General features: G+C 65.1%; 16 protein-coding genes. 13 read left to right on the forward strand and 3 right to left on the reverse strand.

From position 1 onward, the window contains the following. Nucleotides 1-2: 2 nt before the first annotated feature. Nucleotides 3-521 (reverse strand): peptide deformylase, encoded by a 519-nt coding sequence (gene def, locus Lysil_RS00770; protein ID WP_103073689.1) that lies wholly within the window; start codon nucleotides 519-521, stop codon nucleotides 3-5. A 216-nt stretch (nucleotides 522-737) separates the two neighbouring features. On the opposite strand from def, the gene Lysil_RS00775 reads away from it, so the two are divergent. The 13 genes from Lysil_RS00775 (at nucleotide 738) to Lysil_RS00835 (ending at nucleotide 17,234) form a co-directional block, all read left to right on the forward strand. Continuing rightward, on the forward strand, nucleotides 738-1,901 hold the full coding sequence (locus tag Lysil_RS00775) for a LysM peptidoglycan-binding domain-containing protein (protein WP_103073690.1): 1,164 nt from the start codon (nucleotides 738-740) through the stop codon (nucleotides 1,899-1,901). A gap of 88 nt (nucleotides 1,902-1,989) precedes the next feature. Beyond that, nucleotides 1,990-3,120 carry a DNA-processing protein DprA gene (dprA, locus tag Lysil_RS00780; RefSeq protein ID WP_103073691.1) on the forward strand — a complete coding sequence of 377 codons (1,131 nt, stop codon included), beginning with the start codon at nucleotides 1,990-1,992 and terminating at the stop codon, nucleotides 3,118-3,120. A gap of 48 nt (nucleotides 3,121-3,168) precedes the next feature. Continuing rightward, complete coding sequence (locus Lysil_RS00785) at nucleotides 3,169-3,642, forward strand: DUF494 family protein (protein ID WP_103073692.1); 474 nt, start codon at nucleotides 3,169-3,171, stop codon at nucleotides 3,640-3,642. After that, a complete protein-coding gene (locus Lysil_RS00790; protein WP_165782329.1) occupies nucleotides 3,642-4,136 on the forward strand; it encodes a pilin in 495 nt (164 codons plus the stop codon). The genes Lysil_RS00785 and Lysil_RS00790 overlap by 1 nt, the downstream gene beginning before the upstream one ends. A 48-nt stretch (nucleotides 4,137-4,184) precedes the next feature. After that, on the forward strand, nucleotides 4,185-5,150 hold the full coding sequence (locus Lysil_RS00795; protein ID WP_103073694.1) for an RDD family protein: 966 nt from the start codon (nucleotides 4,185-4,187) through the stop codon (nucleotides 5,148-5,150). Between the two features lie 139 nt (nucleotides 5,151-5,289). Continuing rightward, nucleotides 5,290-7,818 carry a DNA topoisomerase I gene (locus Lysil_RS00800; RefSeq protein ID WP_103073695.1) on the forward strand — a complete coding sequence of 843 codons (2,529 nt, stop codon included), beginning with the start codon at nucleotides 5,290-5,292 and terminating at the stop codon, nucleotides 7,816-7,818. 81 nt (nucleotides 7,819-7,899) lie between these two features. Next, entirely contained in the window at nucleotides 7,900-8,319 is a 420-nt protein-coding gene (locus Lysil_RS00805; RefSeq protein WP_103074896.1) for an organic hydroperoxide resistance protein, read from the forward strand. A 23-nt stretch (nucleotides 8,320-8,342) separates the two neighbouring features. Further along, nucleotides 8,343-8,903 carry an L-threonylcarbamoyladenylate synthase type 1 TsaC gene (tsaC, locus tag Lysil_RS00810; RefSeq protein WP_103073696.1) on the forward strand — a complete coding sequence of 187 codons (561 nt, stop codon included), beginning with the start codon at nucleotides 8,343-8,345 and terminating at the stop codon, nucleotides 8,901-8,903. 125 nt (nucleotides 8,904-9,028) lie between these two features. Beyond that, on the forward strand, nucleotides 9,029-13,495 hold the full coding sequence (gene gltB / locus Lysil_RS00815) for a glutamate synthase large subunit (RefSeq protein ID WP_103073697.1): 4,467 nt from the start codon (nucleotides 9,029-9,031) through the stop codon (nucleotides 13,493-13,495). Beyond that, a complete protein-coding gene (locus tag Lysil_RS00820) occupies nucleotides 13,492-14,943 on the forward strand; it encodes an FAD-dependent oxidoreductase (protein ID WP_103073698.1) in 1,452 nt (483 codons plus the stop codon). The genes gltB and Lysil_RS00820 overlap by 4 nt, the downstream gene beginning before the upstream one ends. Nucleotides 14,944-15,000: 57 nt before the next feature. Further along, complete coding sequence (locus tag Lysil_RS00825; protein ID WP_103073699.1) at nucleotides 15,001-15,678, forward strand: DUF4124 domain-containing protein; 678 nt, start codon at nucleotides 15,001-15,003, stop codon at nucleotides 15,676-15,678. After that, nucleotides 15,678-16,361, forward strand: a complete 684-nt coding sequence (locus Lysil_RS00830; protein WP_129588325.1) for a hypothetical protein — start codon at nucleotides 15,678-15,680, stop codon at nucleotides 16,359-16,361. Before Lysil_RS00825 ends, Lysil_RS00830 begins: the two co-directional genes overlap by 1 nt. A gap of 57 nt (nucleotides 16,362-16,418) precedes the next feature. Continuing rightward, nucleotides 16,419-17,234 carry an XVIPCD domain-containing protein gene (locus Lysil_RS00835; protein WP_103073701.1) on the forward strand — a complete coding sequence of 272 codons (816 nt, stop codon included), beginning with the start codon at nucleotides 16,419-16,421 and terminating at the stop codon, nucleotides 17,232-17,234. 51 nt (nucleotides 17,235-17,285) lie between these two features. Here Lysil_RS00835 and Lysil_RS00840 read toward each other — a convergent pair whose 3' ends face one another. Both Lysil_RS00840 and sppA read right to left on the reverse strand, forming a co-directional pair. Then, nucleotides 17,286-18,059 (reverse strand): SDR family oxidoreductase, encoded by a 774-nt coding sequence (locus tag Lysil_RS00840; protein WP_103073702.1) that lies wholly within the window; start codon nucleotides 18,057-18,059, stop codon nucleotides 17,286-17,288. A gap of 17 nt (nucleotides 18,060-18,076) precedes the next feature. Then, entirely contained in the window at nucleotides 18,077-19,987 is a 1,911-nt protein-coding gene (gene sppA / locus Lysil_RS00845; RefSeq protein ID WP_103073703.1) for a signal peptide peptidase SppA, read from the reverse strand. Between the last annotated feature and the right edge of the window lie 30 nt (nucleotides 19,988-20,017).

Genomic DNA, 20,017 nt, shown 5'->3' on the forward strand with positions numbered 1-20,017 from the left:
CGTCAGGCCGCTGCCTTCTCGCGCGCCGCCTTCGCCAACTTCTTCTTCACCATCTCGCGCTTGAGCGGCGACAGGTAATCGACGAACAGCTTGCCGTCGAGATGATCCATCTCGTGCTGGATGCACACCGCCAGCAGGCCGTCGGCATCGAGTTCGAACGCTTCGCCCTTGCGATCATGCGCGCGCACGCGGATGTTGGCCGCACGCGTCACGTCGGCAAAGATGTTGGGCACCGACAGGCAACCTTCCTGGCACACCTCTTCGCCATCCTTGGCGAGGATCTCCGGGTTGATGAAGACCATCGGCGTGTTCTTCTCCTCGCTGATGTCGATCACCATGAAGCGCTGGTGCACGTCGACCTGGCTGGCCGCCAAGCCAATCCCGGGCGCTTCGTACATGGTCTCGAACATGTCGTCCAGTAGTTGCTGGAACGCCGGTTCGGAGACCGCGGCGGGAGCGATCGCCACTGCCTTGGTGCGCAGGCGCGGGTCGGGGAATTCAAGGATCGTCAGGAGTGCCATGGTTCAAGTCCGGAATGCGCGCGGGGAACGGACACCGCCAGCGCAGGTCGCCAGTGTACCGCGTCCGGCCCGGCTCTCCCCCAACGCCGGCTGGCCGGCCGTTTCCGGGCACCGGCCAATCAAAACGGGGGTTTAAATGTAAGGGTCTTGTGAAACTGTGAACTTTGTGGTGTAAATGGCCGTCCATATTGGGGATTTTCCGGGGAACTTCGGGCCATGGCCTCGATCCTTTCGCGTTTCAACCTGTCGCTGAAAACTCTCGCTGCTACTGCGGCGCTCACCGTCGCCGGCTTCGCCATCGCCGCGAGTCCGGGCATCCGCCCCGATCACCCCGACACCTATGTGGTGAAGAAGGGCGACACCCTGTGGGATATCGCCGGCAAGTTCCTCAGTCGTCCGTGGCTGTGGCCGGAAATCTGGCAGGCCAACCCGCAGGTGAAGAACCCGCACCTGATCTATCCGGGTGACGTCCTCAGCCTTGCCTACATCAATCGCACCGCCGAGGCGCAGCAGCGCAGCGCCGAAGCGCCGATCCCGGGCATCCCGCTGGCCCAGGTCGAGCCGTGGTTGAAGGATCTGCGCGTGGTCGACGAATTCGACGAGCTGCCCTACGTGGTCGGCCTCGAGGAAGATCGCCTGCGCGGCTCGCAGGGCTACGTCGTCTACGCCAAGGGTCTGCCGGCCAGTGCGGTCGGCCAGCGCTTCCTGATCGTGCGTCCGACCGTGCGCTACACCGCCTTCGACCGCCGCGGCTGCTGCGACAGCTATGCCCATGACGAACTCGATTTCCGCGGCAAGCACATCCTCGATTCCGCGCAGTTCTGGACCAACGCGATCACGCCGGGCAAGGGCGAATTCCTCGGTTACGAATTGCAGCGCGTCAATCTCGGCACCGTCACCCGCGGCGAAGTCGGCGGCATCCAGGCCTCCACCGTCCGCCTCGACGAGGCCGGCCGCGAAGTGCGCGAAGGCGATCGCCTGATCCCGGTCGATGCCAGCACCTACGATCCCTACTTCGTCCCGCACCCGCCCAAGGCGCAGTTCGAATACCGCCGCGCCCAGGTGCTGGCCGTGGCCGACCGCTACCGCACCGCCGGCCCGCGCGACGTCATCTCGATCTCGGTCGGCAGCAAGGACGGCGTCGACAACGGCACCGTGTTCTCGCTGTGGCGCGTGGGCAGCCACAAGGTCGACCACGTGAAATACGAGCGCACCGACGACCTGGTCGGCGATTACGGCCGCGTCAAACTGCCCGACGAGTTCTCCGGCCACGCCATGGTGTTCCGCACCTTCGACCACGTCAGCTACGCGCTGGTGATGGATGGCATCAAGCCCACCAAGATCGGTTACGAACTGAAGCATCCCGACGCGCCCTACTGAGGCCCGTTCAGCCACTTCGGATTTTTCCGACACGAGAACGCGACGGCGCCCTAGGGCGCCGTCGTCGCATGCGCGTCACGCTGGCGGCATGGTCAACATCGATATGCCCGAACTGGCGGCACGGCTGGCGTTCCTTTGCGCCGGCGGCCGCCGTGCGCCACGTCGCGAGCTGCTGCAAAAACACCGCAGCGCCAGCGCGGCACTGGCTGCGGGTCCGCAGGCGTGGCGCGCCGCAGGGTTGATCGAGGACGTCTGCATCCGCCTGCGCCGGGGCGCCGATCCCGAGGTCTGGCTGCGCACCGCCGAGTGGCTGCAGCGGCCCGGCAACCAGGTCATCGCCTGGCACGATCCCGACTATCCCGCCGCATTGCGTACCGTCTCCAGCGCGCCACTGTTGCTGTTCGCCAGCGGCGATGCCACGTTGCTGCAGGATCCGGCGGTCGCGATCGTCGGCACCCGTTCTGCCAGCGTCGGCGGCCGCGCGCTGGCGAACCAGTTCGCTCAGCGCCTCGCCAGCGCCGGACTGGCGGTGGTCAGCGGATTGGCCGCGGGCATCGATGGCGCCGCACACGAGGGCGCGCTGGAAGCCGCCGGCAGCACGATCGCGGTCCTCGGCAGCGGCCCGGACCTGTGCTATCCGGCCCAGCATCGCGACCTGCACGCACGTATCGCCGCCAAGGGCTTGCTCGTCAGCGAATATCCGCCCGGCACGCAGCCGCTGCGCGATCATTTCCCGGCACGCAACCGCATCATCGCCGGACTGGCGCTGGGTACCCTGGTGGTCGAGGCCGCCGCCCGCTCCGGCGCACTGATCACCGCGCAATTCGCCGTCGAAGCCGGCCGCGAGGTCTGGGCGATCCCGGGATCGGTCCACAATCCGCAGGCACGCGGCTGCCACCGCTTGATCCGTGATGGTGCCCAACTGGTGGAGAGAGCGGAAGACGTCCTGTTGAGTCTCGCGCCGGCACTGGGTCGGGTGGTGGCACAGCCCGCGCGCCGCCCGGCATCGCGCGCGATCGCAGCGATCCCCTTGCCCGAGGATCTGGATAGCGACCACAAGACCGTGTGGTCCGCCCTGGGCCATGACCCAATCCCTATGGATACGCTGGCGGATCGCACCGCATTGACGCCAGCCCGACTCTCATCCATTCTCCTGTCTATGGAGTTGCAGGGGAGGGTCAAGGTCACGCATGGCCGCTATCTCCGCACTCCCGGGTGAGGCAATGCTTCCGACATCCACGCGCCCGCGGGCGCAGGCCGGGGATCGATGAAAGAGAGCATTCTGGACGTCCTGCTGTATCTCTTCGAACACTGTTTCACCGATGACGCCGTGCCGCCGCAGGATCGCGACACGCTGCAGTCGACGCTGATTTCGGCGGGCTTCAGCCCGGCCGAAGCCAACCGTGCCTTCGATTGGCTGGACGGACTGGCCGAACGCCGGCCAAGTTTCAGCAACCGCGGTCCATCGGGACCAACCCGGGTCTTCACCAATGGCGAGCTGGCCAAGCTCGACATCGAGGCGCGCGGCTTCCTGATCTATCTCGAACAGCATGGCGTGCTCGATGCCGACCAGCGCGAACTGGTGGTGGATCGCGCGATGGCGCTCGACCAGGACGAACTCGACCAGGACGACCTGAAATGGGTGGTGCTGATGGTCCTGTTCAACCAGCCGGGATCGGAAGCCGCCTACGCGTGGATGGAAACGCAAATGTTCGTGGACGATCCCGAACCGCTGCACTGATGTCCATCCCGCCGCCCCTGCCCCCGTCGTTGCCGGCGGCATCGCATCCGCGCACGACGGCGAAGCCGCCCAAAAGCAATGGCTGCCTGATCGCCTTCGCTGTGTGCGCCGCCCTGTGCATCCCGCTGGCCGGCATCCTCGCCGCGATCGCCCTGCCGGCGTATCAGCAATACGTGTTGAAGTCGAAGGTGATGGCGGCAATTAATGCCACGCGTCCAGTCCGGGAAGCGATCGACAATCGGCTCGCGCATACGGGCCAATGCCCGGGCAATGACGATTTCAAGGGCGCGCGCGACGTCGAGCGCATCGAAGTCGGGCAGCTCGCCGACGACGCAACGCGCTGCGTGCTCGCACTCCATCTCGGTGGCACCGGCAAGGACCAGCTCGATGGCAGGACCATCTGGATGGATCGCGCCAAGAATGGCGACGGCAAGTGGCATTGCCGCTCCGACATCGACAACCGTCACCTGCCGTCGGCTTGCCGCGAAGACTGAGCTCGCGCAGACTTCGGCTTCGCGACCGCGCACCAACAGGGGAATCGAATGACCGAGTGGTATTACGCCGACCGCCAGGGCCAGCAACGTGGCCCGGTGCAAACGCAGGAATTGCTGGCGCTGCGCAACGCAGGACAGATCGCCATGGACACACTGGTGTGGCGCAACGGCATGAGCGGCTGGCAGGCGTTTTCGACGGTGGCGAACGACATCGTTCCGCCGCAACCGGAAACCACGCCGCCGATGCAGGGCTCGTCGATGTACGAGATGGCGACGCCCGCGCCTGCACCCGCTGCACCCGCACCTGCCGCCGAAGCCAGCTACTCGATGTACGACGTCGCCAAGCCCGTGGTGCGCGACGATGCGAGCGACCCCTATGCCGCACCACGCACGCAGGTCGGCGACAACGCGGTGGTCGTGCGCGGTGGCCACGTCGTCGATGCCGGGTTCTGGAAACGCACGGCGGCCTACATGATCGACGGCCTCCTGCTCGGCATCGTCGGTTACGCCGTCCAGCTGCCGATCCTGCTCGGCGCAGGCCTCACCTCCGGATCGCTCGGGCGTGGCGGCTTCAGTGCCGGCATGGGCATCGCCCTGACCTTGGCCTACCTCCTCCCAATCGCCATCCAGATGATGTACTACGCTTGGTTCCACGCCTCGGAACACCAGGCGACGCTCGGCAAGCGCGCCATCGGCATCAAGGTCACCAACATGGAGGGTGGCCGCATCAGCTTCGCGCGCGGCATCGGGCGCTACTGGGCCTTCATGCTCAGCAGTTTCACCTTCGGCATCGGCTTCATCATGGCCGCCTTCACCGAGCGCAAGCAGGCCCTCCACGACATGATCGCCTCGACCTATGTGGTGGACAAATGGGCGTACACCGAGCATCCGGAGTGGCAGGACGAAACCCTGGGCACGCTGACCAAAATCGTGCTGGGACTGGGGCTTGCCCTGTTCATGCTGGGCGCCCTCGCGATGTGTGCCGTCATTGGCGCCGCTCTCAGTCATCGCTGAGACAGCTTGACAGCCACCCCCATGGCATGATTCCACTATAAATAGCGGTTGATCCCAACGCCCGGGCCTCCATGTCCCGGGCGTTGGCGTCTCGCCCCTCATTTTTTGCCGGCCGTGCCGGCCCCGGAATCGCATCGTCATGCCCAAGCACCTGCTCGTCGTCGAATCGCCCGCCAAGGCCAAGACGATCAACAAATACCTCGGCAAGGACTACATCGTCCTCGCCAGCTACGGCCATGTCCGCGACCTGGTTCCCAAGGAAGGCGCGGTCGATCCCGCCGATCACTTCCGCATGCGCTACGAGTTGATCGAGAAGAACGAGAAGCATGTCGAGGCGATCGCCAAGGCCGCCAAGGGCGCCGACGACATCCTGCTCGCGACTGACCCGGATCGCGAAGGCGAGGCGATCAGCTGGCACATCGCCAAGATCCTGGAAGAACGCGGCCTGCTGAAGGCGGTCGATCAGGCGCACCGCGTCGTCTTCACCGAAATCACCCCGCGTGCGATCAAGGAAGCCATCGCGCGACCACGCAAGATCGAAATGGATCTGGTGGACGCCCAGCAGGCGCGCCGCGCCCTCGACTATCTGGTCGGCTTCAATCTGTCGCCGGTGCTGTGGCGCAAGGTACAGCGCGGACTGTCGGCCGGTCGCGTGCAGTCGCCGGCGCTGCGGATGATCGTCGAGCGCGAGGAAGAGATCGAGGCGTTCAAGGCACGCGAGTACTGGACCATCGAAGCCGAATGCGCGCATCCGTCGCAGGCATTCACCGCGCGGTTGGCCAAGCTGGATGGCAAGAAGTTCGAGCAGTTCACGATCACCGATGGCGACAGCGCCGAACAGGCGCGCGCGCGCATCGCCGAGGCCGCGCAGGGCCGGCTGCACGTCACCGACGTCGCCAGCAAGGAACGCAAGCGCCGGCCATCGCCGCCATTCACCACTTCGACCTTGCAGCAGGAAGCCGCGCGCAAGCTCGGCTTCACCACCCGCAAGACCATGCAGGTGGCGCAGAAGTTGTATGAAGGCGTGGCCATCGGCGAGGAAGGCACGGTCGGCCTGATCAGCTACATGCGTACCGACTCGGTGAACCTGTCGCAGGACGCGCTGGGCGAAATCCGCGACGTGATCGCGCGCGATTTCGGCACTGCCTCCGTGCCGGATAAGCCGAATGCCTACACCACCAAATCGAAGAACGCGCAGGAAGCGCACGAAGCGGTGCGCCCGACCTCGGCGTTGCGCACGCCGGCGCAGATCGCCCGCTTCCTCAGCGACGACGAACGCAAGCTCTACGACCTGGTGTGGAAGCGCGCGGTCGCCAGCCAGATGATCCCGGCCACGCTCAACACGGTGACGGTGGAGCTCGCCGCCGGCAGCCAGCACGCATTCCGTGCCAGTGGCACCACGGTGGTGGTGTCCGGCTTCCTCGCGGTTTACGAGGAAGGCAAGGACCAGAAGACCGCGGACGATGACGATGAAGGCCGCAAGCTGCCGCTGATGAAGACCGGCGACAAGGTGCCGCTCGATCGCATCCACGCCGACCAGCATTTCACCCAGCCACCGCCGCGCTTCACCGAAGCCTCGCTGGTGAAGACGCTGGAGGAATACGGCATCGGCCGGCCATCGACCTACTCCTCGATCATCCAGACGCTGCAATTCCGCAAGTACGTGGAGATGGAAGGTCGCGCTTTCCATCCCACCGACGTCGGCCGCGCGGTATCGAAATTCCTCAGCGCCCACTTCACCCGTTACGTCGATTACGACTTCACCGCGAAGATGGAAGACGAACTCGACGCCGTCAGCCGCGGCGAGGAGAACTGGGTTCCGCTGATGGAGAAGTTCTGGGGCCCGTTCAAGGAACTGGTGACGGAGAAAACGGAATCGGTCGACCGCACCGATGCCGGTAGCGCCCGTGAACTCGGCATCGATCCCGCCAGCGGCAAACCGATCAGCGCACGCATCGGCCGCTTCGGCCCGATGGTGCAGATCGGCACCGTCGAGGATGAGGAGAAGCCGAAATTCGCATCGCTGCAACCGGGCCAGAGCATCTATTCGATCTCGCTGGAGCAGGCGTTGAAGCTGTTCGACATGCCGCGCACGCTCGGCGAATCGAACGGTGAAACGGTGACGGTCGGCATCGGTCGCTTCGGTCCGTTCGCCAAGCGCGGTTCGGTCTACGCTTCGCTGAAGAAGGAAGACGATCCCTTCGCCATCGATCTCGCCCGCGCGGTGTTCCTGATCGACGAGAAGGAAGAGATCGCGCGCAACCGCATCATCAAGGCATTCGAAGGCAGCGACATCCAGGTGTTGAACGGTCGTTTCGGCCCGTACATCAGCGATGGCGCGATGAACGGCAAGATCCCCAAGGATCGCGAACCGGCGTCATTGACGCTGGAAGAAGTCACCCAGTTGATGGCGGAAACCGGCAAGCCCGCGCGCAAGGGCTGGGGTCGCAAGACCGCGGCGAAGACCACGACGAAGAAGGTCGCGACCAAGAAAGCCACGACCAAGGCACCGGCGAAGAAAGCCGCAACGAAGTCGACTGCGAAGAAAGCGGCAACAAAAAAGACGGCAGCGAAGAAAGTCACAAAGAAAGCCAGTGCAAAGAAAGCCGCAACGAAGAAAGTCGTGGTGAAAAAGACCGTCGCATCGAGCGACGCGCCGCCGTTCTGATCGCCGCATGAATGCATCCATGGCGTTCGTAACGCGATCGGGTGCATCATCGAACCCCGATTCCGCCAACAGGAGTGAATGATGAATACGCTGGACAAAGTCGTCTACACCGCACATGTGCATACCAGTGGCGGCGGCCGCGATGGCGGCGTCTCGCGCAGCGATGACGGCCATCTCGACGTCACCCACACGCCACCCGGCAAGGGCGGCGGCACCAATCCCGAACAACTGTTCGCAGCGGGTTATTCCGCGTGCTTCATCGGCGCGATGAAGGCGGTTGCGGCGCGCCAGCACATCACCTTGCCGGAGGATCTGTCGGTCGATGCCGAAGTCGATCTCGGCCCGGTCGGCCAGGCCTATGGCGTCGCCGTGCGCATGACCATCCATCTGCCCGGCATGGATCCCACCTCCGCGCAACAATTGATCGACGCCGCGCACCAGGTCTGTCCGTATTCCAACGCGACCCGCGGCAACATCCCGGTCACGCTGACGCTCGGCTGATACCCGACGGATCCTGCGCCATCGTGTCGCCGTCGAATGCCGACGCAATCGCCGCAGCGATCCGAACAGGCGGCGTGATCGCCTATCCCACCGAAGGCGTGTGGGGATTGGGCTGTGATCCACGCAACGAGCAGGCGGTGCTGCGCCTGCTCGCGATCAAGCAGCGCCCGCTCGACAAGGGGTTGATCCTGATCGCCGCCGATGAAATGCAACTCTCGCCGTTCGTGTCGATGGCTGCGCTCGACGCAACGCAGCGCGCGCTGGTGCGCGCAAGCTGGCCCGGTGCAGCGACCTGGATCGTGCCGGCTTCGCCCTTCGCGCCGCGCTGGATCACCGGCGCGCATGACGGCATCGCCGTGCGAGTGTCGGCGCATCGCCCGGTGATGGCGTTGTGCAACGCATTCGGCGGCGCGCTTGTCTCCACCAGCGCCAACCTCGCGGGCGATCCCGCACCGCTGCATCGCGCCGAACTTGATCCGCGACTGGTTGCGCAGCTGAATGGCATTTTCGATGGCGAAACCGGCGGCCTGCTGCAGCCGACGCCGATCCGCGACGCGCGCAGCGGAGCCGTCCTGCGCGACTGAAACACGGCAAGCCGTTTCGGCTGAAACCAACGATTGTCGCAGTGCACAAACTATGGTCTAGTCGGGTGATGGAGGCGCTACGCTGAGTCGTCGTCGCCTCGCCACTTCGACACGACGAGCCCAGAATGGACGACCAGCGCGATCCACTGGCTGGTGGTCTCCATGACCCCGCCATCGAACACGACAGTTGCGGTTTCGGCCTGATCGCCGACGTCGCCGGACCGGGTTCACGCGCGATTGTCGATACGGCGCTGGAAGCGTTGTCGCGGATGGAGCATCGTGGTGGCGTTGCCGCCGACGGACTGACCGGTGATGGCTGCGGCGTGCTGCTGCATGGTTGCGACGATTTCGTCCGCGCGCTGGCGCAAGACGCCGGCATAGCGCTCGGGGATGCACCTGTCGCTGCGGGCAACGTTTTCCTGCCACGCGATGACGCAGATGCCGCGCGCTGTCGCGACACCCTGACACGCGAACTGCAGAACGCTGGACTCACCGTCGCCGGCTGGCGCGTCGTTCCCACCGATGATCGCGTCTGCGGCGCATTGGCACGCGCAACGATGCCGCGCATCGAGCAAGTGTTCGTCGTCGATCACGGCGATGATGCTGATGCCTTCGAGCGCAAGTTGTATCTCGCCCGTCGCCGTGCCGAAGAATCGTTGCGCGCGGTCGCCGATTTCCATGTCATCGGACTCTCGGCGAAATTGCTCGGCTACAAGGGCATGGTGTTGCCGGAACATCTGCGCACGCTGTTCCCCGATCTCGCCCACTCCGCGATCAGCGCGCGCGCGGTGGTGTTCCACCAGCGCTTCTCCACCAACACGCAACCGCGCTGGCCGCTGGCGCAGCCATTCCGGCGCCTCGCCCACAACGGCGAGATCAACAGCATCGCCGGCAATCGCGCATGGGCGCAGGCGCGTCGCAGCGTGTGGAAGTCGCCGTTGCTCGACGTCAGCGAATTCGATCGCAGCGTGTCCATCGATGGCTCCGATTCGCAGAGCCTCGACAACGCACTGGAGTGGCTTCAGCTCGGCGGCATGGACCTGCTGCAGGCGATGCGCATCCTGATTCCGCCGGCGCTGCAATCGCTGGAATACAAGGACGCCGACCTTGTCGCGTTCTACGAGTACTATGCGATCAATTCCGAACCGTGGGACGGTCCCGCCGGCATCGTCATGTGCGATGGTCGCCACGCCGCGTGCTCGCTCGATCGCAATGGCCTGCGCCCGGCGCGCTGGACCTTGTCGCGCGATGGCGTGTTCATGATCGCCTCGGAAACCGGCGTGTGGGAGTTGCCGGCAGAGGATGTCGAAGCCAAGGGCAAGCTCGGCCCGGGCGAAATGATCGCGGTCGATCTCGTGCGTGGTCGACTGCTCGATACCCAGGCCATCGACGCGATCAACCGTGCCCGCGCGCCGTACAAGCAATGGTTGCGCCAGGGCATGTCCTACCTGCATACCGAGCTGATCGATCCGGCGCTCACCGATGCACCGTTCGACACCGAGACATTGCTCGGCTTCCAGCGGTTGTTCCAGCTCAGTCTTGAAGAGCAGGAACAGGTGCTGCGCCCGCTCGCCGAAACCGAGCAGGAAGCGATCGGATCGATGGGCGACGACGTGCCGATGGCGGCGATCAGCCAGCGCATCCGGCCGTTGTACGACTGTTTCCGCCAGGCATTCGCGCAGGTCACCAACCCGTCGATCGATCCGTTGCGCGAAGGCAGCGTGATGAGCCTGGCCACGCAGATCGGCCGCGAAGGCAATCTGTTCGAGGACAAGGCCGAGAATGTCAACCACGTCCTGCTGAATTCGCCAGTACTGTCGCAGCGCAAGCTGCACCAGTTGCTGTCGTTGCCGCGCTTCGCCGCATCGCATCGTTACATCGATTTGTATTTCGATGCCAACACATCGCTGGAACAGGCGCTGGTGCGGATTTGCCAGGAAGCCGAGGACGCCGCGCGTTCCGGCATCGAACTGCTGATCCTCAGTGACCGCCGCCCGCTGCGCGATTGCGCCGCGGTCCACGCGCTGCTCGCAACCGGCGCCGTGCACCAGCATCTGGTGCGCACCGACTTGCGTTGCATCAGCAACATCATCGTCGAGACGGGCACAGCGCGCGATCCGCATCATTTCGCCTGCCTGGTCGGCTGCGGCGCGACGGCGGTGTATCCCTATCTCGCCTACCAGACCCTGCACGCACTGGCGCGACGCGGCATCCTCGGCGGCAAGACCAACGGCGAACCGCTGCAGGTCGGACGCAGTTATCGTCGCGGCGTGAAAAAAGGATTGCTGAAAATCCTGTCGAAGATGGGCATCGGCACCATTGCCAGCTATCGCGGTGCTCAGCTGTTCGAAATCGTCGGGCTGGATAAGGATATCGTCGCGCGTTGTTTCGCCGGCATGCCATCGCGGATCGGCGGCGCCGGTTACGCGCGACTCGAAGCCGATGCGCGCGCGCTGGCGGAACAAGGCTGGAACCTCAACGCGTTGCCGGAAGCCGGCGGCCTGTTGCGTTACGTGCATGGCGGCGAGTACCACCAGTACAACCCGGACGTGGTGCAGTCGTTGCAACACGCGGTGCTGACCGGCGATCGCGACGACTGGAAACAGTATTCGAACCTGGTCGACCAGCGCCCGCCTGCGGCATTGCGCGACCTGTTGCGTGCGCGCCCACTCGGCCCGCCAGTGCCACTGGATGAGGTTGAACCGGCCGCGGCGATCATCCGTCGCTTCGACAGCGCCGGCATGAGCCTCGGCGCGTTGTCGCCGGAAGCGCACGAAGCATTGGCGATCGCGATGAATCGTCTCGGCGCACGCAGCAATTCCGGCGAAGGTGGCGAAGATCCCGCGCGCTACCACGACGAACGCCGCAGCAAGATCAAGCAGATCGCCTCCGGTCGTTTCGGCGTCACGCCGGAATACCTGATCAACGCCGAGGTGCTGCAGATCAAGCTCGCGCAGGGCGCCAAGCCCGGCGAAGGCGGCCAGCTGCCGGGCAGCAAGGTCAATCCGCTGATCGCGCGACTGCGTTACGCCAAACCCGGCATCGGCTTGATCTCGCCACCGCCGCACCACGACATCTATTCGATCGAGGATCTCGCGCAACTGATCTTCGATCTGCGCCAGATCAATCCGCGCGCATTGATTTCGGTCAAGCTGGTCAGCCATGCCGGCGTCGGCACGATCGCTGCGGGCGTGGTCAAGGCCGGCGCCGATCTCATCACCATTTCCGGTCACGATGGCGGCACCGGCGCCAGTCCGATCGGATCGATCCGCTACGCCGGCGTGCCGTGGGAACTCGGCCTGTCGGAAGCACGCCAGGCGCTGCAGGGCAATGACCTGCGCGACAAGGTGTTGCTTCAGACCGATGGCGGCCTGAAGACAGGGCTCGACGTGATCAAGGCGGCATTGCTCGGCGCCGACAGTTTCGGCTTCGGCACCGCGCCGATGATCGCGCTGGGCTGCAAATACCTGCGCATCTGCCACCTCAACAATTGCGCCACCGGCGTCGCGACGCAGGATGCGCGACTGCGCGAACAACACTTCAAGGGCTTGCCGGAACGCGCGGAAACGTTCTTCCGCAATGTCGCCGAGGACGTGCGCGAACATCTCGCCGCGCTCGGTGCGCGTTCGCTCGGCGAGCTCGTCGGCCGCAGCGATCTGCTGGAACAGCATCTGCGCCACACCCGCGACGACGTCGACATCGATCTGTCGGCGTTGTTGCGCAGCGATCCCGACCTGCCCGCCAGTTATTGCGGTTCACCGGCATTGCAGGCGCCACCGAACGGCCTCGCGGCGACGCTCGAACGCGAACTCGCGGACGTCATCGCGCGCGGAACCGGCGGCGAAACGAGCCATGCCATCCACAACACCGATCGCAGCATCGGCACGCGATTGTCGGGAGTGATTGCACAGCATCACGGCAACACCGGGATGAGCGACCACCCCATCACCCTGCATCTGCATGGCAATGCCGGGCAGAGCCTCGGTGCATTCAACGCCGGCGGATTGAACATCGAACTCAGCGGCGACGCCAACGATTACGTCGGCAAGGGCATGGCGGGAGGACGCATCGTGTTGCATCCGGCAGCGGGCAGCCGGTTCGCCAGCGAAGTCACGCCGATTCTCGGCAACACCTGTTTGTACGGTGCCACCGGCGGCGAACTCTACGCAGCGGGTCGCGCCGGCGAGCGTTTCGCCGTGCGCAATTCCGGCGCCACCGCGGTGGTTGAAGGCGCAGGCGACCATTGCTGCGAATACATGACCGGCGGCACCGTGGTGGTACTGGGCGATGTCGGATTGAATTTCGGCGCCGGCTTCACCGGCGGGATTGCCTACGTGCTCGATCGCGAGCGCGATTTCGTCGACCGCTACAACCACGAGCTGATCGATATCCAGCGCATCACCTCGGAACACTTCGACATCTACCGCCAGCACCTGCGCGAACTGATCGAAACGCATGCGCGACTGACCGGCAGCGCATGGAGCGCGCATATCCTCGATCACTTCCGCGATCACATCGGCAAGTTCTGGCTGGCCAAGCCCAAGGCCGCGGACATCGACGCACTGGCCGACGAACTGAGGCGCGCGGCATGAGCAAGAAGCTGCCGTTCCAGTTCCTCGATGCACCGCGACAGATGCCCGACAAGCAGCCGCTGCAACTGCGCCTGCAAGGCGACTGGAGCGAGTTGTACGGGCAATTCAATTCGCCATCGGTGAAACAACAGGCGGGGCGTTGCCTCGACTGCGGCAATCCGTATTGCCAGAACGCCTGCCCGGTGCACAACCACATCCCGCGCTGGCTGCGGCTGGTGGAGGAAGGCCGCATCATCGAAGCGGTCGAGCTGTGCCACGAAACCAATCCGTTGCCTGAAATCTGCGGTCGCGTCTGCCCGCAGGATCGCCTGTGCGAAGGCGCGTGCACGCTCGAAGACGGCTTCGGCGCGGTGACGATTGGCTCGGTCGAGAAATACATCGTCGAGGCGGCGCTGGCGCAAGGTTGGCGCCCCGACCTGTCGCGCGTGCAGGACACCGGCAAGCGCGTCGCGATCATCGGTGCAGGTCCCGCCGGTCTCGCCTGCGCCGATCGCCTCGTGCGCCAGGGCATCGCCGCGACCGTGTTCGACCGTTACGAACAGATCGGCGGCCTGCTGCAATTCGGCATCCCCACCTTCAAGCTGGAAAAATCCGTGGTCGCGCAACGCCGCGAATTGCTCGAAGGCATGGGCGTGCGTTTCAAACTTGGCGTCGAAGTCGGTCGCGACATCACGCTGGAAACGTTGCTGGAAGAATTCGACGCGGTCTTCCTCGGCCTTGGCGCTTATCGTTATACCGATGGCGGACTGACGGGACAGGATTTGCGCGGGGTGATGCCGGCGCTGCCGTTCCTGGTGCAGAACGGGCGTCGCGTTGCCGATGACACTGCATCGCATCCGATCGCAGGCTGGGAATACGGATTGGAACTGCCCGATCTTGCCGGCAAGCGCGTGGTCGTACTCGGTGGCGGCGATACCGGCATGGACTGCGTGCGTTCTGCGGTGCGGCTGGGCGCGGCCAGCGTGACCTGCGTGTATCGCCGCGATGAAGCCAGCATGCCCGGCTCCGCGCGTGAAGTCGCGAATGCCCGCGAGGAACAGGTGGAATTCCTGTTCAATCGCCAGCCGCTGGCGATCGAAGCGAACGGCGATGGCGTGGTCGCGGCAGTTCGCGTGGTGACCACCGAACTTGGCGCAGCGGATGCGCGTGGACGTCGGGCGGCAGTGAACGTCGCCGGCAGCGAAACGACGATCGCCGCCGACGTGGTGATCATCGCCTTCGGCTTCGCGCCGGAATTGCCGGAATGGCTGGCCGAGGCCGGCGTGCAGGCACAGTCGAACGGGCGACTGGTGGTGGCCGGCGCGGAACGCCGCGAGTGGCAGACCAGCCATCCGCGATTATTCGCCGGTGGCGACTGCGTGCGCGGCCCCGATCTGGTGGTGACCGCGGTGCAGGAAGGTCGCGATGCCGCGGCGAGCATTGCGGCGATGCTGGCTGGCACGCAGTAGACTCGGCACACGCACTCAACGCTTGTTGACGCCTGCCGAGGCGCGCAAGATGGCGTCATGCGCGCGCTGCCCGCTATTGCCCTGTTGTTGCTGAGTGCATGTGCCTGCGCGCAGGCCGCGCAGAACGATGTCACCGTCTATCGCTGCACCGATGCCCGCGGACAGATCGAACTGCGCGACACGCCCTGCCTGCCCAGCCAGCACCAGCAGGAACGCCAGATGTTGCGTCCGAAGGATCCACCGCGCAGCACGGCGACACCACTGGCGACACCCGCGCCGCGCGATACCGTACGCGAAGTCCATTACGTGTTGCGTCAACCACGGCCGCTGTACGAATGCAGCGCGCCCGATGGCAGCAGCTACACCAGCGAAAGCGCCGAAGGCAACGCGCGCTGGCAACCGGCATGGATCGCCGCACCACCGTGGGGCCTTGTACCGCCGATCGTGCCGCTCTCCGGCGGTGCAAGCGTGAGTTACCACGACCGCCACACCAGCATTCAAGTCGGGGGCGGGCGACAGATCAGGCCGGTGCATCCGGGCATCGCGTATGGCGGCGGCATGTGGGTGCACGACAGTTGTGCGCCAATGCCACAGGAACGCGCCTGCGCTGCGTTGACGCAACAGCGCGACGATCTGCGTCGTGGCAACGTATTGCGGCAGCCGAGCGAACAGGCGCGGCTGGATGCACAGGAATCCTCCGTCAACGCGAGGTTGCGCGACGAATGCGGCGGCTGATGAAAACATCGGCGAGCGCCATCGCCATCTGCGTGTCGCTGATCGTCGCGGCAACTGCAATCGCTGGCCAGCCCGCTGCGAAACGCAAGGCGAAGACTGTCGCGAATGATCCCAACAGCACCGTGATCTATCGCTGCACCGCCGCCGACGGCATGCTCAGCATCCAGAGCGTGCCCTGCCCGCACGGACAGCATCAGGAACGCAGCGTGATCGCGCGACCGATCGATCCGGTCACGCCGCTGCCAACGTCGATCGCGACGACAAGCGATCCGGCCGCGTCGACTGCCGCTGCAGCACCGACGCAACCCGCTGCGGCTGCGCCATCTCCTGCAGTCGACGACACACCGTTGCCGCCGCCACCGCTGTATCGCTGCCACACGCCTTCCGGCGGCAGCTACGTCAACGACACCGACTCGCCGCCGGAACGTTGTCGCGAAGTGCCGCTGGTGAACATCAGCGGTTCACAGAACGTGCCTGAACACGATGGCCGCATGCAGTGCGAAATGGAGCACGACCGCTGCGAACGCATTGCCGACCAGGAACTGTGCGCGACCTGGCAGCAACGGCTGCGCGAGGCCAAGGCGATGCTGGAACTTGGCAACCCGGATCTGGTCGAACGAGCCACGACCCAGCGTGACCAGTCACAACGGGTGGTCGACCGCGCCTGTTTGACCCAGCACTGAAACTTTGATAGAAATCACAGATTGAACTTGCCCAACGGCACACAACTCGCCATCCGAATGCCTGAACCCGTGGTCGAACTGGAGCGGCTGACCATCCCCGAATTCAGTCTCGGGATCGTCCGCGAACCCGGCAGCGAACGCCTTAGCGCCCAGGTCTCGGCCCCGGCGCTGCCGCGCGCCAGCGACCTGCCGCTGACCGTGGTCGCGCGCCAACATCTCGGCGACCTGATGGCGAAGGCGAACCGCCAGCTCGACACGCCGTTGCAGCAGATCACCGATGGCCAGGCGCCATCCCGTCGCAGCGGCGCCGTCGCGGCGATGCAGACGCAATTCCTGATCGACCAGTACCTGCATTACCTCGGTTGGGCGAAGACGCATCCCGCCGGCGAACTCGATAGCGACGGACTGCGTTGTCGCTGGGGTCGCGAGCAGACCAATGCGCTGGTCGCGGAACTGGAAGAGCGCCTGAAGCAGCTCGGGGTGCATGGCGATCGCCCGATGCGCGCCAATGGCCAGGCCGAGCAGCGCAGTCACATCGATCTGGCACAGGCTCTGGTCGCGCGCATTCCCGCTGCCGCGATCGCGCGCATGCCGGCCGGCGTGTGCGCGGAAGACGTCGCGTTCGCGCTGGCGGATGCCGGACGCAAGGAAGGTTTCGTGCCGGGCAAGTCGGTGTCGGTGGTGTCGTCGAGCGACGGCGGCCGGGTGTTCGCGGTGCAAGGCGATCTCGCCGATCCGGCGAGCATGCGCGTCAGCGTGGCGATCGAGCAGATCCGTCCCGGCACGGCAGAGGAACTGCGCGAGTCGTTGGCGGAAACGATGGCGACGGCCGTCGATGCGATGTCGCGATCGGCATCGCAACCGACGCGTTGAAGCAGATCCCCCACTACGTTCGGGATGACAGCGGCAGCATGCGTGTACGGCTCAGAACCCGTAGCGCAGGAAACCGCCGTCCACCGCGATGCATTCGCCGGTGATGTAACTTGCCGCCGGCAGGCACAGGAACGCCACTGCCGCCGCGACTTCCTCGGCATCGCCGACACGACCCATCGGCGTGCGTTGCAACACGTCGTCGAGATATTCGGGATCGGACAATTTCGCCGACGTGCGCCGCGTGCGGATGTACCACGGCGCCACCGAATTCACCCGGATGCCGTCTTCCGCCCATTCCACCGCGAGATTGCGCGTCATCTGGTGCAGCGCCGCCTTGCTCATGCCGTAGGGCGCGCCGCTGCGCACATGCGTCAGTCCGGACACGCTGCCGACATTGATGATGCTCGACGCCGCATGCTGCACCAGCAACGGCTGCGCCAGTCGCGACAGCTCGAACGCGGCGAACAGGTTGGTCTCGAAAATCTGCCGCCATTCGTCCTCGCCGTATTCAACGGCGGGCCGGCTGCGATTGGTGCCGGCGTTGTTGACGAGGATGTGCAGGCCGCCCTGGTCCTCGACCCAATCCATCAACGCGCCGCGATCCTCTTCATCGCTGACATCGCAGTTGAAGGCGAACACGCCGCGATCGGGGAACTCCTCCTGCAACTCCGCGACGACTTGCTCGAGCGCGTCGCTGTCGCGCGCGGCCAGCATCACCTCCGCGCCGAACCCGAGCAATTCACGCGCGATGGCCAAGCCAATACCGGCGCTGCCGCCGGTGACCAGCGCGGTCTGTCCATCCAGTCGCCAGCGCGGATTGTGCATGTCGTTTCCCCTGGGCGTTACAACGAATCGAAACCGCAGTAGCAGTGCGCCATCGCCTGCACCGGCGAACGCACGCGGATGAATTGTTCGCGCAGATCGTTCAACTGGCGTTCGACGCGCGCATCGGCGCTGCCCGCGGCCAGTCCGCGCAGCAGCGGTGAACGCGCCAGCACGCCTTCGGCGATCCGCGATTCGACATTGCCCGCCAACAACTGGTCGAGCGTGCCGCCGCTGCGTTCGATGTAGCGAATACGCACCTGATCCTTGGCGATCCTGGCGCGGCTGGCGGCAAAATCGATCGCCGCTTGCAAGCCGCCGAAGTCATCGACCAGGCCACGTTCCTTGGCCTGCGCGCCGCTCCACACGCGACCGCGCGCGATCGCGTCGATCTGCTGCACCGGCTGCTTGCGCGCCAGCGCGACCTTGCCGGTGAAATCGCGATAACCCTTCTCGATCACCGACTGGATGATGGTGGCGACGCCCGCGTCCATCGGCCGGGTGATGTCCATCGCCCCGGCCAGCGGCGTGGTGCCGACGCCATCGGTGTGCACGCCGATCTTGCCGAGTGCGCGTGATGCATTCGGGATCAATCCGAAGATGCCGATCGATCCGGTGATCGTCGACGGATCGGCGTAGATGCGATCGGCGTTCATGCTGATCCAGTAGCCACCTGACGCGGCGACATCGCCCATCGACACCACCACCGGCTTGCCGGCATCCTTCAACGCCTGCACTTCGCGACGGATCTGTTCCGAGGCGAAGACTTCACCGCCGGGCGAATCCACCCGCAGCACCACCGCCTTCACCATGTCGTCCTTGCGTGCGTCGCGCAGCAGTTCCGCCGTCGATTCGCCGCCGACGCTGCCACCGGCCTGTTTGCCCGGCACGATCTCGCCTTCGGCCACCACGATCGCCACCTGCTGGTTGCCGTCGCCCTTCGGCAAGCCGGTACGCAGGTTGCGCAGGTATTGCCCGTAACCGATCTGGCGGAAACCGCCGTCGGCATCGTCATCGGCCACGCCCTGCTTCACCAGCATGTCCTCGACCTGCGCGCGCGTCTTCAGGCCATCGACCAGCTTCTGGTCGAGCGCGACTTTGGCGAGATCACCCTGCGTCGTGGCGACGTTTTGCGCGATGCCATCGACACCGGCCTTGACCGCATCCGGTGTCAGCTTGCGCGCGGTGGCGATGTCGCCGATGTAGCGCTGCCACAGATCATTCATCCAGAACATATCGGCCTCCTTGGCTTCCGGCGATGCGCTGTCGCGCACGAACGGTTCCGCCGCCGACTTGTATTCGCCGACCTTGAACAACTTGAAGTCGATGCCGAGCTTGTCCTGCAGGCCTTCGCGCATGTACGGGCGATAGCTCGACAAGCCTTCCAGCAGCAGGCCGTGGCCATCGGGATCGAGATAGACCTGGTTGGCTTGCGCCGCGATCAGGTACTGGCCCTGCGTCATCCCTTCGGAGAACGCCATCACCTGCTTGCCGCTCGCCTTCAGGCGCTGCAACGCCGCGGTGATCTCGTGGGTGCTGGCCATGCCGGAGGGATACAGTTTGTCGACATCGAGGAAGACGCGCTCGATCGACGTGTCCTTCGTCGCCACATCGATCACCGCGATCAGGTCGCGCAGGCGCACCACCTTGCGGCTCGGATCCTGTTCGCTGCTGTTGGCGATCAGGCGCGTCAACACGTCGCGCCCGTCTTCCTCCATCACCTTGCCTTCCGGCGCCAGCACCAGCGTGGTCCGCGCCTGCACCGGCGTGATCGCCGAACGCCCGCTCATCGACAACACACCGATGACGAAGAACAGCAAGGCGAAGAACACGATGTTGAGGACGAAGCGCCGGGTGAAATTGGCGACGTCCCAGACGCCCTTGAAAAAGGTGTAAACGGGATTGGGGCGGCGCGCTACGGGCTGGTTCATCGAAGGACAGTCAGGGGTGGATGCGGACAG

The sequence above is a fragment of the Solilutibacter silvestris genome, assembly GCF_002895945.1.
GTDB classification, from domain to species: Bacteria; Pseudomonadota; Gammaproteobacteria; order Xanthomonadales; family Xanthomonadaceae; genus Solilutibacter; species Solilutibacter silvestris.

Excerpts from the sequence above, each read along its gene's own strand:
- def (WP_103073689.1), bottom strand. The coding sequence starts at position 521 with ATGGCACTCCTGACGATCCTTGAATTCCCCGACCCGCGCCTGCGCACC.
- Lysil_RS00775 (WP_103073690.1), top strand. The coding sequence starts at position 738 with ATGGCCTCGATCCTTTCGCGTTTCAACCTGTCGCTGAAAACTCTCGCT.
- dprA (WP_103073691.1), top strand. The coding sequence starts at position 1,990 with ATGGTCAACATCGATATGCCCGAACTGGCGGCACGGCTGGCGTTCCTT.
- Lysil_RS00785 (WP_103073692.1), top strand. The coding sequence starts at position 3,169 with ATGAAAGAGAGCATTCTGGACGTCCTGCTGTATCTCTTCGAACACTGT.
- Lysil_RS00790 (WP_165782329.1), top strand. The coding sequence starts at position 3,642 with ATGTCCATCCCGCCGCCCCTGCCCCCGTCGTTGCCGGCGGCATCGCAT.
- Lysil_RS00795 (WP_103073694.1), top strand. The coding sequence starts at position 4,185 with ATGACCGAGTGGTATTACGCCGACCGCCAGGGCCAGCAACGTGGCCCG.
- Lysil_RS00800 (WP_103073695.1), top strand. The coding sequence starts at position 5,290 with ATGCCCAAGCACCTGCTCGTCGTCGAATCGCCCGCCAAGGCCAAGACG.
- Lysil_RS00805 (WP_103074896.1), top strand. The coding sequence starts at position 7,900 with ATGAATACGCTGGACAAAGTCGTCTACACCGCACATGTGCATACCAGT.
- gltB (WP_103073697.1), top strand. The coding sequence starts at position 9,029 with ATGGACGACCAGCGCGATCCACTGGCTGGTGGTCTCCATGACCCCGCC.
- Lysil_RS00820 (WP_103073698.1), top strand. The coding sequence starts at position 13,492 with ATGAGCAAGAAGCTGCCGTTCCAGTTCCTCGATGCACCGCGACAGATG.
- Lysil_RS00825 (WP_103073699.1), top strand. The coding sequence starts at position 15,001 with ATGCGCGCGCTGCCCGCTATTGCCCTGTTGTTGCTGAGTGCATGTGCC.
- Lysil_RS00830 (WP_129588325.1), top strand. The coding sequence starts at position 15,678 with ATGAAAACATCGGCGAGCGCCATCGCCATCTGCGTGTCGCTGATCGTC.
- Lysil_RS00835 (WP_103073701.1), top strand. The coding sequence starts at position 16,419 with ATGCCTGAACCCGTGGTCGAACTGGAGCGGCTGACCATCCCCGAATTC.
- Lysil_RS00840 (WP_103073702.1), bottom strand. The coding sequence starts at position 18,059 with ATGCACAATCCGCGCTGGCGACTGGATGGACAGACCGCGCTGGTCACC.
- sppA (WP_103073703.1), bottom strand. The coding sequence starts at position 19,987 with ATGAACCAGCCCGTAGCGCGCCGCCCCAATCCCGTTTACACCTTTTTC.